Source organism: Streptomyces sp. NPDC018693 (assembly GCF_044391385.1).
Lineage (GTDB): Bacteria > Actinomycetota > Actinomycetes > Streptomycetales > Streptomycetaceae > Streptomyces.
The window spans coordinates 121,707-135,024 of the sequence record NZ_JBIRZZ010000017.1; the positions used below are offsets into that span (position 1 = coordinate 121,707).

At 70.1% G+C, this 13,318-nt stretch carries 12 protein-coding genes; 5 read left to right on the forward strand and 7 right to left on the reverse strand.

Annotated elements, in window-relative coordinates:
* Positions 1-5: 5 nt before the first annotated feature.
* From ACH5AC_RS32355 to ACH5AC_RS32365, 3 genes are all read right to left on the reverse strand, one after another.
* On the reverse strand, positions 6-836 hold the full coding sequence (locus ACH5AC_RS32355) for an ABC transporter ATP-binding protein (RefSeq protein ID WP_398865817.1): 831 nt from the start codon (positions 834-836) through the stop codon (positions 6-8).
* Positions 833-2,851 (reverse strand): branched-chain amino acid ABC transporter permease, encoded by a 2,019-nt coding sequence (locus ACH5AC_RS32360; protein ID WP_398865818.1) that lies wholly within the window; start codon positions 2,849-2,851, stop codon positions 833-835. The genes ACH5AC_RS32355 and ACH5AC_RS32360 overlap by 4 nt, the downstream gene beginning before the upstream one ends.
* 119 nt (positions 2,852-2,970) lie before the next feature.
* Positions 2,971-4,284 carry an ABC transporter substrate-binding protein gene (locus ACH5AC_RS32365; RefSeq protein WP_398865819.1) on the reverse strand — a complete coding sequence of 438 codons (1,314 nt, stop codon included), beginning with the start codon at positions 4,282-4,284 and terminating at the stop codon, positions 2,971-2,973.
* Positions 4,285-4,609: 325 nt separating this feature from the next.
* On the opposite strand from ACH5AC_RS32365, the gene ACH5AC_RS32370 reads away from it, so the two are divergent.
* Positions 4,610-5,314: a hypothetical protein gene (locus tag ACH5AC_RS32370; protein ID WP_398865820.1), complete on the forward strand. Its 705-nt coding sequence runs from the start codon at positions 4,610-4,612 to the stop codon at positions 5,312-5,314.
* Between the two features lie 248 nt (positions 5,315-5,562).
* On the opposite strand, the gene ACH5AC_RS32375 is transcribed toward ACH5AC_RS32370, so the two are convergent.
* Positions 5,563-5,970, reverse strand: a complete 408-nt coding sequence (locus ACH5AC_RS32375; protein WP_398865856.1) for a class II aldolase/adducin family protein — start codon at positions 5,968-5,970, stop codon at positions 5,563-5,565.
* On the opposite strand from ACH5AC_RS32375, the gene ACH5AC_RS32380 reads away from it, so the two are divergent.
* The gene (locus tag ACH5AC_RS32380; protein ID WP_398865821.1) at positions 5,969-6,820 is read left to right on the forward strand and encodes a helix-turn-helix domain-containing protein; all 852 of its coding nucleotides are present in this window, start codon (positions 5,969-5,971) and stop codon (positions 6,818-6,820) included. The genes ACH5AC_RS32375 and ACH5AC_RS32380 overlap by 2 nt on opposite strands.
* Positions 6,821-7,047: 227 nt before the next feature.
* Positions 7,048-9,102 carry an alpha-L-fucosidase gene (locus ACH5AC_RS32385; protein WP_398865822.1) on the forward strand — a complete coding sequence of 685 codons (2,055 nt, stop codon included), beginning with the start codon at positions 7,048-7,050 and terminating at the stop codon, positions 9,100-9,102.
* A gap of 277 nt (positions 9,103-9,379) precedes the next feature.
* Here the strand turns inward: ACH5AC_RS32385 and ACH5AC_RS32390 are convergent, their stop codons facing one another.
* Positions 9,380-9,649, reverse strand: a complete 270-nt coding sequence (locus tag ACH5AC_RS32390; protein WP_398865823.1) for a LacI family DNA-binding transcriptional regulator — start codon at positions 9,647-9,649, stop codon at positions 9,380-9,382.
* A gap of 52 nt (positions 9,650-9,701) precedes the next feature.
* On the opposite strand from ACH5AC_RS32390, the gene ACH5AC_RS32395 reads away from it, so the two are divergent.
* Positions 9,702-10,412 (forward strand): cupin domain-containing protein, encoded by a 711-nt coding sequence (locus tag ACH5AC_RS32395; protein WP_398865824.1) that lies wholly within the window; start codon positions 9,702-9,704, stop codon positions 10,410-10,412.
* Positions 10,413-10,434: 22 nt separating this feature from the next.
* Positions 10,435-11,256 (forward strand): phospholipid scramblase-related protein, encoded by an 822-nt coding sequence (locus ACH5AC_RS32400; protein WP_398865825.1) that lies wholly within the window; start codon positions 10,435-10,437, stop codon positions 11,254-11,256.
* Between the two features lie 105 nt (positions 11,257-11,361).
* On the opposite strand, the gene ACH5AC_RS32405 is transcribed toward ACH5AC_RS32400, so the two are convergent.
* Together ACH5AC_RS32405 and ACH5AC_RS32410 are read right to left on the reverse strand one after the other, a co-directional pair.
* Positions 11,362-12,321 (reverse strand): DMT family transporter, encoded by a 960-nt coding sequence (locus ACH5AC_RS32405; RefSeq protein ID WP_398865826.1) that lies wholly within the window; start codon positions 12,319-12,321, stop codon positions 11,362-11,364.
* Entirely contained in the window at positions 12,318-13,124 is an 807-nt protein-coding gene (locus ACH5AC_RS32410; protein ID WP_398865827.1) for a phosphatase PAP2 family protein, read from the reverse strand. The genes ACH5AC_RS32405 and ACH5AC_RS32410 overlap by 4 nt, the downstream gene beginning before the upstream one ends.
* Positions 13,125-13,318: the final 194 nt, after the last annotated feature.

The window sequence follows — 13,318 nt, forward strand, 5'->3', positions numbered from 1 at the left end:
GGAAGTCAAGATGTCTCCGGTGCGCTGGGAACCCCTGGCCGACCGGTGGCGAGCGAGGGAGTGCCGCCGTCCGGTACGGGTGCGTCGGCGGGCCGGACGGCGGACGCGCCGAGATAGGCGGTGATGACGGCGGGGTCGTCGCGGACCCGGCTCGGGGGTCCCGCCGCGATCACCTTGCCGAACTCCAGGACGACCAGGTGGTCGCAGATGCCCATCACCAGGCCCATGTCGTGGTCGATGAGGAGCAGTGCGGTGCCGGCGTCGGCGACGGCGCGCAGGCGGCGGCCGAGTTCGGCGCTCTCCGCGGTGTCCAGGCCGGCGGCGGGCTCGTCGAGGCAGATGATGCGCGGGCGGGCGGCCAGGGCCCGGGCCACGCCGACGAGTTTGCGCTGTCCCTGGGACAGCTCGGCCGGGGATGCGTCGGCGAAATCCTGCAGGCCCAGGGTGGTGAGGGCGTCGGCGACGGCGGAGGGCGGTGGTGTGCGGCGGCCGAGGGTCTCGCCGAACGCCCTGAGCCAGGTCGGTTGTTCCGCCGTCACGCGCAGGTTCTCCGTCACCGTGAGGCCCTCGAAGAGTTCGCTGCTCTGGAAGGTGCGGGCGAGACCTCGGCGGGCGCGGGCATGCGGTGGCATGCCGGTCAGGTCCTCGCCGTCCAGTTCCACCCGGCCCCGGGCACCGACCAGTCCGCTGACCGCGTCCACGAAGGTGGTCTTGCCCGCGCCGTTGGGGCCGATCAGTCCCACCAGTTGGCCTTCGGCGACATCCAGGGTGACGTCGCTGAGTGCGTGGACGCCGCCGTAACTGACGCCCAGCGAACGGACCTTGAACATGCTCATCGTGCGACCTCCTCGGGGGCGGGCGCCGTTGTGGCCCCGGCGGTGTCCGGCGCGGCGTCTACGGCGAGGGTGGCCTGGGCGGCTTTCGCCGTACGGGCGGCTGTTCTGGCCTTCCTACGGCGATGGTTGGCGCCCGCGATGCCGTCCGGATTCGCGATCAGCGTCACGATCAGGGAGACACCGGCGAAGAGCAGGGCCCAGGTCCCCTTGATGCCGAACCACTTGTCCAGGGCGTGCGGGATGAATGCTTCGGTGGACATCAGGCCGGCGATGACAGCTCCGGAGACCATCGTGATGCCGCCGATGTAGGCGAAGCCGATGAGGCCGAGTGCGGCCAGTGCGGTGAACCGGGCCGCGCTGACGGAGCCGAAGTTGTAGGCGTACAGGGTCCCCGCGGCGCTGGCGATGAAGGAGCTGATGCCGAAGGCCGCGATCTTCACGCCCCGTACGTTGACGCCCGCCGCCGCGGCGGCGCGCTCGTTGGAGCGGACGGCGAGCATGCGCCGCCCGAGCCCGGTGCGTCTGAGGTTGGCCACGTACAGCCCCAGGGCGACGGCGACGGACAGGACGAGGAAGCCGAAGAGGGGGCTGGGTTCGTTGCCGTCCAGGCCGCGGAAGGCCGCGCCCGGACCGAGGTCCACCCCGAACAGGCGGGGAGGGGGCACGGTCACTCCCGCGGTGCCGCCGAAGGAGGTGTTGGTGAACAGGGCCTGTTCCATCGCGAGTGCGGCGGCCAGTGTGACGACGGCCAGGCTCACGCCGCGGACCCGCAGCGCGGAGATGCCGGCCGCCACACCGAGCAGGGTGGCCAGCAGGGTCGCGCCGAGCGCGCTGAAGGGGAAGGGGATGCGCAGTCCGGTCGCCAGGTGGGACAGGACGAAACCGGCGGTGCCGGAGAGCGCGAGCTGCATCACGGAGATCTGTCCCACGTAGCCGGTGATGACGACGTACGAGAGGACGATGATCGCGCCGATCAGCGAGTTCGTCAGCGCCTGGCGGAAGTCGAACGGCAACACGACCAGGGCGAGGGCTGCGGCGGCCGTGGCCAGGACAGCCGGTCGTAGCAGTCGGTCCGGCAGCGGTACGGCGGGCAGCCGCTGCTCGACGACTTCACCACGGCGGGGCAGGCCCGCCCCCTTCACATACAGCGCGATGATCATCAGGATGAAGATCAGCAGCTGCTGGAGTCCCGGCATGGCGTTGCCGTTGTCGGTCGGGAACCAGCTCTGGGTCGAAAGGTAGTAGACGACCGACTGCAGGACGCCGATGAGGATGCCGGCGGAGCAGGCGATCCACAGTGAGGTGAATCCGGCGAAGAGCGCCGCCGCGAGGGCCGGGACCACCTGCAGCGGGAGCGTGACGGAGTCGACCTGCACGATGGGTGCGGCCAGGACACCGAGCAGCCCCGCGATCAGCGCGGACAGCAGGGTGTTGGCGAGGGAGACGCTGTTGGGTGACAGACCGGCCAGCAGCGCCGCCTGTTCGTTCTCCGAGGCGGCGCGGGTGGCGAGCCCGAACCGGGTCCACCGGTACAGGGCCCCGAGGGCGAGCGCGACGGCGATCACCAGCCCCGTCAGGAGGAAACGGTCGACGGGCGTGGTGACGCCCAGGACGGTGACGGCGTCCGAGGGCAGGATGCTCGGGGCCTGCTGGGGCTGGGTGCCGAACACCAGCAGCACGGTGGCCTGCAGGGTGAGCAGAATGCCGAGCGACGCCGCGAGCTTGGCCAGGGGGGAGACCGCGCGCAAGGGCTTGAACACCGCGACCTCGGTGACCACACCGACCGCGAGCGCCGCCATGAGCGCCCCCGCCAAGGCGGCGGCGGTCGGCAGCGAGAAGCCGAAGAAGCCGGTGCTCAGAGCCCAGAAGACATAACCGGCGACCATCGCGACGGCGCCGGTCGACAGGTTGATGATGCCCGAGCCCCGGTAGGTCGCCACGACGCCGAGGGCGATGCCGGCGATCAGTGCCCCCTGGCCCAGGCCGAGTACGGCGAAGAGCAGGATCTGTTCCATTTCTCACTCCTGGAGCGCCGTGTTCCTGAGGGCGTGGGGAAGCCTTCGGGCCTCGGGAACACGGCACGGGAAGGTCTGTCGCGGGCCGGACGCGACCCGGGCGGACGGAGGGACGGTGGTCACCGGGGCGGGCGGAGCCAGTCGGTCAGCGGCTGGAAGGCGCCCTTGCCCTTGTACTGGTAGAACCGCGCCTGGTCGTTGCAGACCGCGGGGGCGTCCGGGTACTTGGCGCACTTGACCTCGGCGGCACCCATGACGACCGGCCCGGTGAACTTCTTCAGCTGTGCGGAGACGGCCGCCGGGGTGATCTTGTCCGCTCCCACGGCGTTGAGCGCCTTGGCGTACGTCAGGATCGTGCTCCAGCCCAGGGGGGCGAAGACCTGGGACGCGGTGGCCTCGTCCAGCCCCACCTGGCCGGATGCCGTCAGGAACGCCTTGGAGTCGGCGGCCGAGGTGTCGGTCGGCAGCGTCTGGGCGACGCCGTAGGTCCATGTGGGCAGATCACCGCCCAGGCCCTTGGCCACGTCCGGTGACATGCACAGGGGCGTGGACACCACGGGCTTGTCGATGCCGAGCTGCTTGAGTGCCTTGGCGACTCCGACGCACCCGGAGCCGATCGTGATGGGCACGATGACATCGGCGGAGTTGGCGCCGGCCGCGGTGACCGGGCCGATCAGGTCCGTGGCCTGCGCGTCGAGGCCGACCGACTTGACGGTGAGACCGGCGGCCTTGAGTCCCTTGACCGCCGCGCTTGAGGCGATCTTGTCGCCGGGGGTGTTCGTGTGGATGACGGCCGCCGTCTTCGCCTTGAGGACGTCACGCGAGTACGTGCCCCAGGTGCCGAAGATGTGCGGCAGGTCGCCGAAGGTGCTGTAGGTGTTCTTCGCCGTGGGCAGGGTGGGCCCCGTCGCCACGCCGACCAGGACCGGCTTCCTGCCCGCCACCACGGAGTTGAAGGAGGCGTCGCCGAGGTACAGATTGCCGAGGGCGATGGCGGAGACGTCCTTGTCGCCGAGCAGTTGCTGGCCGCACTTCTGTCCCTCCTCCTCGGCGGAGACCACCGTGCAGACGTTCAGCCGCAGCGGGTGGCCACCGATTCCGCCCAGCTTCTCGTTGACGTACCGAACGGCTGCCTCGGCGCCCAGGGTCGCCTCCGGGCTGCCGCCGGGGCCGCCCTCGACGTTCACCCAGCCGAGCGTGACCGGGGAGAGGCCGGAGTCGGCCCTGCCCGCCTTGCCTCCCACGTAACTCGCATAGTCGGTCACCACGGCGGCCGACGGGCGGGTGTCCGCGGCGGCTGACGAGTCCGCTGCGCCGGCACCGGTCGAGGCCGAGCCCGGGCTCTGCGAGCCACTGCAGGCGGTGAGGCCCATGACGGGCGCCAGGAGGGAGGCGATGAGGCCCAGTCTTCGGGCACGCGGATGGGTGGGCATACGAGACCTCCGTGAGCGGAGTGAGGGGGAGGCATGCCGAGGGCATGCGCAACGGGGAGCCGAGCAGCGGTCGGCCGGGGACCTGGAGCGCACGGGGTGACCAGCGCGGAGGGCGGCTCGGAGGGGCCCGGAAAGGGCCTGCTCAGGCGACTCCCCGGGCTTTCGTAACTTTCTTACGAACCGGGAATCTAGGTGTACGCTAACCCCCTGTCAACGCCTCGGTTCACTTCGATTCAACGATCACGCGGGGAAGGGGGACGGTGTGACGGCACAGTCCGGAAGACGCAGACTGCCTCGGCGCTCACTGGAGGAGACCCGGGCGCTCATGCTGGAAGCGGCGACCAAACTCGTCTGTGCGGGAACCGCCGACACCAGCGAGGCCGCGGTCTCCGCGGCGCTGGCCCATGTGCGGGTCAAGCAGGTGACGGAAGAGGCCACCCGCATCATCCGGGACCGGCTGGGCGACGAGGCGGCACCGGCGGTCACCACCGGATCGATCTACCAGATCTGGCCGGCTCAGGCCGACTTCCAGGCCGAGCTGCTGTTCCACCTCACCTCCCGGCAGGCGGAACTGGTACCCGGCCTGCCCGACAGCATCCGCCGCTTCCGGGAAGCCGTCGAGAAGGGCATCACCTGGCAGGAAGCCCTCAACGACGTACTGACCGACAACCACCGCAACCACCGGGTGGACCCGATCTACCGGGTGATGCTCGGCTTCTACGCCAGCGCCTCGAATCCGCGTGTCCGTGAGGCCCTCGGACACTACGGCGAGTCGTTCACCAAGGTGGCCTGCGAGGCGTACCAGGCCCTGCTCGACACCTACGGACTGCGCATGCGTGCGCCCTACCAGGTCGATCAACTCGCCACCAGCATCGCCTCCCTGCTGGACGGTTTCCACATGCGGTGGATCGCCGGCTACGTGGACCTGACGGACCCGCACGGGGACCCGGACTGGTCCCTCGTGACAAGGGTTGCCGTCATGCTGTTCGACCAGTTCACCGAACCTGTACCCACGGACGGCGCGACCTGAGGACCTGTGCTCCTCCGAAACATGCGCTAGCTGTACCGCTGGTTTCTGGCACTCTGGGAGCCCCACCGCCTGCGCCTTCGGCTGTTCCCCACCGTGGCCCAACTCCTCACCACCGGCCACCGCCGCTACCCCGCCTTCCCTGCGGACGCCACACCTGGAGGAGGCTCTTCGGAGCCGAACGCAGCGGTCACCGGCTCGGCCGACGATCGCGAGGTTCTGCCTGCGGGCCTTGGTCTCGGCCCTCCTGGTCATGGCCTGCGGCCGCTCCCGACACGACGCCGCACCGCGGCCTTCGTCCCCGGCGGGGGCGAGCACGGTCGGCATGGGGAGACGCGGTCGCGACGGCCCTCGGGTACGTGCCGCACGAGCTGTCCTTCTCGGCGATCCGCACCCCTTCCCCTTGCGAATCGCCGTGGCGTCACTGACGGGCCGGACGCGGGGAGCTGGTCGTCACCCGGACCGGATCGGAGGATGGCGTAGTGGACGGCGGGTAGGTCGTCGCGCACCAGGCCGAGGGCGGTGGCCCACGGCGCGTGTGTGTGGACGATGGCCTGGGCGTCGGTTGTGCGGTAGATGCCCAGGTGGAGGGGGGTTTCCGAGGAGGGTGAGCTCGGCCCCGGGGCGGGGATTTCGCTGCCGAGTGTGACGCGGGCGATGGTGCGCGGCGGGAAGGTCGGGGACGAACCGGATCCGGCGTCGCATGGCCGGCGGAACCGCGACGATGACGCGGCACGCGGTGGTGGGGCCGTCGTAGGCCGCGCGCGGCCACAAGGCACCGGAGTGTCCCGCCCTCGCACCAAGCCACGTCGAAAGCGAAATGAATCCTGTGAGTCCTACCAGCCAATCAGCCGCCGGTCGGCGCGGACCCACCGCCGCCACATTCGACTCAGCGAAGAGGCGTTCGCCGGGATCGTGGTCCTCACTCGGCTCATGTTCGGCCCGTCATCCGGCCCGCCGGCCGCGGAACTGTCCTACCCTCCGCCACCCTGGGCTGCCGAGTACACCCGGCTGTGGCGCTGCCCGGTCACCTTCGACTGCGAACGCACGACCCTCACGATGCCCATCGCCCTCGAAGAGCGGCGCGTTCCCACGGCGAACGCCACCCAGTTCGAGGCCGCTCTGCACGCCACTCGCGCGATCCTGGACTCCGACCCGGTCGACGCTCTGGTCCCAGCCGTCGCAGGAACACTCCGCCAGGACCTCCGCTCCCGAAGAACGGCGACGCAGGTCGCTGACGCGCTCGGCACGAGTCCCCGCACCCTTCATCGCCACCTCGCCAAGGCCGGGTACAGCTTCGGCGCGATCCAGGACCGGGTACGGCGGCAGCAGGCCGACGTACTGCTGACGCAGACACGCAGGTCGATCGCCGCCATCGCAGCCGAACTCGGCTACAGCGACCCGCGTGAGTTCCGCCGCGCCTACACAGTGCTGCGCGCCCGTTCGGCCACGATTTTGCCTTCCACTCGTCCGGGAGCCGCCCCCACTCCCCGGACATCCGATGTATAGGGCTTTGCTCGGCGAGTGAATGAACGTGTGAGCTCCGGCTCCCGCAAAGGCAACCTGACTTATCTCGTACTTTGAGTCAATCTCGCCACAGCTATAGACGCAGCCACCGTAGTTCTCTTATAAATCCATCCGATGTCTTGTTGGGGGCGGTGCGGAGCACGACGGTCATGTCGGCGTTCCGCTCCCAGCGCCCTGTCATCCCTCCCCCTGACCAATGGAGCCGCACCATGTCCTCTGCCTCCCTCAGCAGACGCTCTCTGATGAAGGCCGCCGCCCTCGCCGGGGGAGTGGCGGCCTTCGGGCTGCCGCAGGTCCTGTGGCCCTCCACCGCCGAGGCGTACACCGTCCCCTCGAAGATGGACTGGTGGTACCAGGGCCGGTTCGGGATGTTCATCCACTTCGGGTCCTACTCGCAGCTCGGCCAGGGCGAGTGGGCGTTCGACAACCAGCGGTGGAGCAAGGCCGACTACCAGAACCAGGTCACCAAGAACTTCAACCCGACCGCGTTCAACGCCGCCGCCATCGCCGAACTGGCCAAGAACGCCGGCATGAAGTACCTCGTGATCACCGCCAAGCACCACGAGGGCTACGCGATGTGGGACTCCAACGTCGCCGGCTTCACCGACACCACCGGCACCAAGCAGTACAACCTGCGCGACTACAACGGCATCCAGACCGACCCGCTCATGGACCTGAAGAGGGAGTGCGAGAGCCGCGGGATCAAGTTCTGCCTGTACTACTCGATCCTCGACTGGAACCACCCTTCCCAGACCGACCGTCACTACAGAGGGCTCACGACGATGTCCTCGCAGGCCGCCCGCACCGCCTACATCGCCGACATGAAGGCACAGCTGCAGGAACTGCTGGACCGCTACGACCCGGCGCTGCTGTGGTTCGACGGTGACTGGTTCGGCAACCCTTCCAGCCCCACCCTGGAAGACTGGTGGCTGGAATCCGACGGCGTCGACCTCTACAACTGGCTGATCGCCCGCAAGCCCGGCCTCATCGTCAACGAACGGGTCAAGCGGGACCACGGTCTCGGCGACTACGCCGTCGCGGAGTTCGACATCCCCTCCGCGCCGATGAGCCGACCGTGGGAGCGGTGCGCCACCATGAACGGCGCCTGGGGCTACACCGACTGGGCCGAGAACACCTACCGATCCGTCAAGGACATCGTCCAGGAACTCGTCACGGTGGTCTCCCGGGACGGCAACCTCCTGTTGAACATCGGCCCCAAGGGCGATGGCTCGGTCCCCGCCGGATCCCAGACGGTTCTCAACGGCCTGGCCTCATGGATGTCGACGCACAGCGACAGCATTCACGGCACCAGCGGCAGCCCGTTCACCACCGAACCCTCCTGGGGGAAGGTCACCAAGAAGAACGGCAAGCTCTTCGCCCACGTCTTCACCTGGCCCACCAACGGCCGGCTGCGGATCCCGAGGATCGACAACACGATCAGCCGCGTCTACCTGCTGAACAACCCCTCGGCCTCGCTCTCCTACACCGTCACCGACCAGATCAACGTCACTGTGCCGGCCACCGCCCCGAACGCGAACGTCTCCGTGGTGTGCGTCGAGGTCCAGGGCATGCCCATGAGTGTCTCACCGACGGTCTTCCAGAACGTCGGCTATCAAGGCACCCACGCCGTTCTGCCGCTGGGCAGTTACACCTCCTCCCAGCTGTCCGCCGCCGGCCTGGAGCCCGCCATGGCCTCGTCCATCCTGGTGCCCGACGGCTTCCAGGTGACGGGCTACTCCGGCGACAACTTCACCGGCACCGCCTGGACGTTCACCTCGAACAACCCCGACCTTCGGGTGACCGGCAACAATGACGTCATCGCCTCGCTGAGGGTGACGTTCAACCCGGCGACGTACTTCCGCCTGGGCAACGTGACGAGCGGCCTGGCGCTGGACAGCGGCGGCAATTTCACCAGCGGCTCGAACCTGAAGCAGTGGGAGCCGATCGACCACAACAACCTCCAGTGGCAGGCAATCGAACTCGGCAACGGCTACTACAGGCTCGTCAACCGCACCAACGGCCTGGTCGCCGATGGCTGGGGCTCCACCAGCAACGGTGACCCGGTCCGGCAGAGGGCCTGGGACGGCAGTAACAACCAGCAGTGGCAGATCACCCACCGCGGCCAGGGCCAGTACTCGATCGCCAACCGCAGCACGGGACTGGTCATCGACGGCGGCGGTATGGTCGCCGCAGGGGCCGTGACCAAGCAGTGGACGTGGGTGCAGAGCACCAACCTGCTGTGGACATTCAGGCCGGTCGGCTGATTGGCGCCACACCCCCGGTGCATCCCTGAAGCCTTCGACTGCGGGCGCCCACGAGCCGGTGGGCGCCCGCAGCCGCACAGGTCGACGTGCCTTCCACGCCATGCGCCGGGGGTGACGTCCCGGGACTTCATGAACGCCGGTGTAACACCCGCATGTGGGCACCCCTGTCACCCGGTCGAGCCGCCCCAGTGCCTCGGGCACGTCTGGGGCGATCCGGCTCGCCCGGACCAGGTGAAGGGCAACGAGGCCGCGTTCTCCACGCCGACGAGCTGCGGGGTCAGTACGGCGATCGGGCCGGGCAGACGGAGCCGTAGGCGTGCCCGCCGGGTGCCGTGGCGGTGTGACCCGCGGTCCCGGCAGCGGGTTTCACCATGGAGTCGTACGCCTTCCGTGGCCGCGGCGAGCACCCGGTCCACGTTCGCCTGCCGGACGTTGCGGACACTCCGTTGAGCACGCGCGACGCCGTCGCCTGCGAGACGCCCACCGCCCGCGCCACCTCACGCAGGGTCGCCTGGCGCTCCCCGGGACCCCGCCTTCCAAGCCGCATACTCTGGAAGAGGGAAAGCGCTTGTCATTGTGAAACGGAGTGCTGACGGAACATGACCACAACCCACACCGGGCTGCCCGGTGGCGTCGCCGTCTCGCATCTGTCGGTGTACGACTGGCCCGCCGCCGACGGGGTGTGCGGCGGCACCCCTCATATGCATCTGGCGTGTTCAGAGGGTTACGTCGTCACCGGCGGGCGCGGAGCCGTGCAGACGCTGACCGCGTCCGGGTGCGAGGTGACTCCGCTTCGCGCCGGTACCGTCGCCTGGTTCACCCCGGGCACCATCCACCGGCTGGTCAATGAGAGCGATCTGCGGATCACCGTCCTCATGCAGAACAGCGGTCTGCCGGAAGCGGGGGACGCCGTCCTCACGCTGCCCCCGCAATACCTGACCGATCCCGAGACGTACGCACGCGCCACCGCCATCCCGGCCGACGCGCTCGAGGAGGAACAGGAGCGCGTCGCCCGGGCCCGGCGTGACCTCGCCCTGGAGGGCTACCGGGCGTTGTGTGCGGCCGAGGGGCCCGAGGCCCTGGCGGCGTTCCACCGGGCCGCCGCCGCGCTCGTACGGCCGCGCATCGCCGAGTGGCGCGAACGCTGGCGGCAGGGCGCCGAGGCCGCCGCCGCGGCCACCGCGGTGCAGCTCGACGCGCTGGAGCGGGGGGAGTTCCCGCACCTCGCCGATGCCGTCGTGCGCTCCGAACAGCCGGCGGCCCGTGGGAAGTTCGGGATGTGCGGACGGCTCGACGTCTACCGGAACTGATGGGTCGGGGTAGTGTGCCCCGGTGACCACGCATTCGAACACACCTGCAGGCTGGTACCCGGATCCGCACGGCGCGCCCCAGACGATGCGCTACTGGGACGGCACCCAGTGGACGCAGCACATCCAGGCCGCCCAGCAGGCCCAGCCCGCGCCGCAGGTGCCGGCGCAGCCGGCCGGGCCCGACCCGCGGGTCCAGCGCCAGGTGCAGCAGCAGGCCGGCGTCGCGCCCAGCGGCGCCGGCGGCGGCACCCTGTTCACCGAGCCGGTCCTGGTGGTGAACCAGAAGGCCAAGCTGATCGAGCTGACCAACGAGTACAAGGTCATGGACCAGCACGGCAATCAGCTCGGCTCGGTGGTCCAGGTCGGTCAGAGCGCGCTGAAGAAGGCCGTCCGCTTCGTCGCCAGCATCGACCAGTTCATGACGCACAAGCTGGAGATCCGCGACGCCTACGGCCGGCCCGTGCTGGTGCTCACCCGGCCCGCGAAGTTCCTCAAGTCTCGGGTGATCGTGGCGCGGCCGGACGGACAGCAGATCGGCGAGATCGTCCAGCAGAACGTCATCGGCAAGATCAACTTCGCGATCAACGCCGATGGTCAGCAGGTCGGCGCGATCAAGGCGGAGAACTGGCGCGCCTGGAACTTCGCCGTCGTCGACCACGCGGACAACGAGGTCGCCCGCATCACCAAGACCTGGGAGGGCCTCGCCAAGACGATGTTCACCACCGCCGACAACTACGTCCTCCAGATCCACTACCAGCTCCCCGAGCCCCTCCTGAGCCTCGTGGTCGCCACGGCCCTGACCGTCGACACGGCACTCAAGCAGGACGCACGCGGGTTCGGCTGATCCACGCGGGGGCCTTCCCGCAGCGGCGTGAGGTGCTCCGGCTCGGCGGGGCGTCGGTGTGGGTTCCACCGAGCTGGACCGCGGGGGCGGCGCCGGGCCCTTGCCCTACAGCGGCGTCAGCTGCCCCGGTTCGGCCCGCGCCGGCCGGGGAATCAGCGGGGACTCCGTCGAGGCGGACTCCGGGGCCAGTGCCAGTACGGCGGCGACCGGGTGTGCCTCGTCGTCGTACCCGCGAGCCTGGTGCGGCTCGGGTGTCGTCCGGGACAGCAGTACCACGCCCCGGGACGCCAGACCCGCTCCCGCCAGTGCGAGCAGCACGCCGGCCGCCCCGCCCTGGAGGCGTTCGCCGAGCAGGGTGAGGCCGATCGTCGCGGCAGCCACCGGGTTGGCCAGTGTCACCACGGCCAGCGGCGCGCCCAGGCCGTCCCGGTAGGCGGTCTGGGACAGCAGCAGCCCCGCCGCCGCGAACGCGGCGACCAGCAGCGCCACCCCGATCACCTGCACGCTCAAGCCCGGACCCGAGCGGTCCGTGGCGGCCACCGTCACCGTCTGGGTGAGCGCCGAGGCGACCCCGGAGGCGAACCCCGACGCGGTCGCGTGCCGCAGCCCGGGCCGGGCGCCCGGCCGGGCCAGCAGCCCGATCAGCGCCGCCGTGACCCCCGCCACCGCGACCGCCTCGGGCGCGCTCAGCACATCATCGGGGGCGTGCCCGGACGCGGTGACCAGGATCGCGGCCAGCCCCACCAGGGTGAACACGGTGCCGCGCCACTCGTCCGCGCGGACCCGCCGCCCCGCCACCCGCGCCCCCAGCGGCACGGCCGCCACCAGGGTGAGCGCGCCCAGCGGCTGTACGACGGTCAGCGGCCCGTACTTCAGCGCGACGACGTGCAACAGGGCGGCGGAGGCGTTCAGCCCCACCGACCACCACCAGGCGCCACGGCGCAGCAGCCGCAGCAACCCGGTGCCGGGGGAGCGTGCGGCCAGCCGTTCCTGCGCGACGGCCGCGGCCGCGTAGGCGACGGCGGAGAACAGCGACAGGACGACGGCGAGCAGGGTGGCGCTCATCGGGCCGCCCCCACCAGCGTTGTGCCCCGTGTCCGCGCCTCCTCGGCCGGTACGGGCGTCCCGTGCCCGGCGGTGGCCGCCCCGCGCCGCGGCACGCGGATCACCGCGAGGGCGGCGCCGAGCAGGACGGCGGCCGCGATCGCGTCGACCCAGTAGTGGTTGGCGGTGCCCACGATCACCAGCAGCGTCAGCGCCGGATGCAGCAGCCAGAGCCGGCGCCAACGGGACCGGGTCGCCACGATCAGACCGATCGCCACCATCAGCGCCCAGCCGAAGTGCAGGGAGGGCATCGCCGCGAACTGGTTCGACAACTGGTCGGACTCCGGCGGCCCGTACACCGAGGGCCCGTACACGGCGCCGGTGTCGATCAGCCCGGTCGCGGCCAGCATCCGGGGCGGGGCCAGCGGCATCGCCAGATGCAGCACCAGTGCCGCGGCGGTGACCGCGGCCAGCACCCGGCGGGCCCAGACGTAGTGGGCGGGCCGGCGCAGATAGAGCCAGACCAGGAAGGCCGCCGTGGCCGGGAAGTGGACGGTCGCGTAGTAGGTGTTCGCGAGGCGTACCAGTGTGTCGCCGTGCAGCAGCAGCGACTGCACCCAGTCCTCGCCGGGCAATCGGAGCCACCGCTCGGCGTGCCACACGTCTCGCGCGTTCCGGAACGCCTCGCCGGTGTGCCCGGTCGCCAGCTGACGCCCGAGCTTGTAGACGAGGAAGAGCCCCGCGACCAGCAGGAGCTCGCGGACTATCGGCGGCCGCGGGGTCGCGTGGGACTCCGCTTCGGCAGGCTCGGTGCGGGCATTCATCCCCCGGCCCCTTCGGTGACGGTGGTGCGCGGCCCTCGCTGCGTCGAGAACCCATCGATACGGGATCGTACCGATACGGCAGTGTACCGATACGCTCGTGTACCGGTACACTGGCGTATCGATGGAGTCGGTTGATCTGCGCCACACTGGACACAGGAAGGCCGGACCGCACTCCGCAGATGTTCAAGACGATC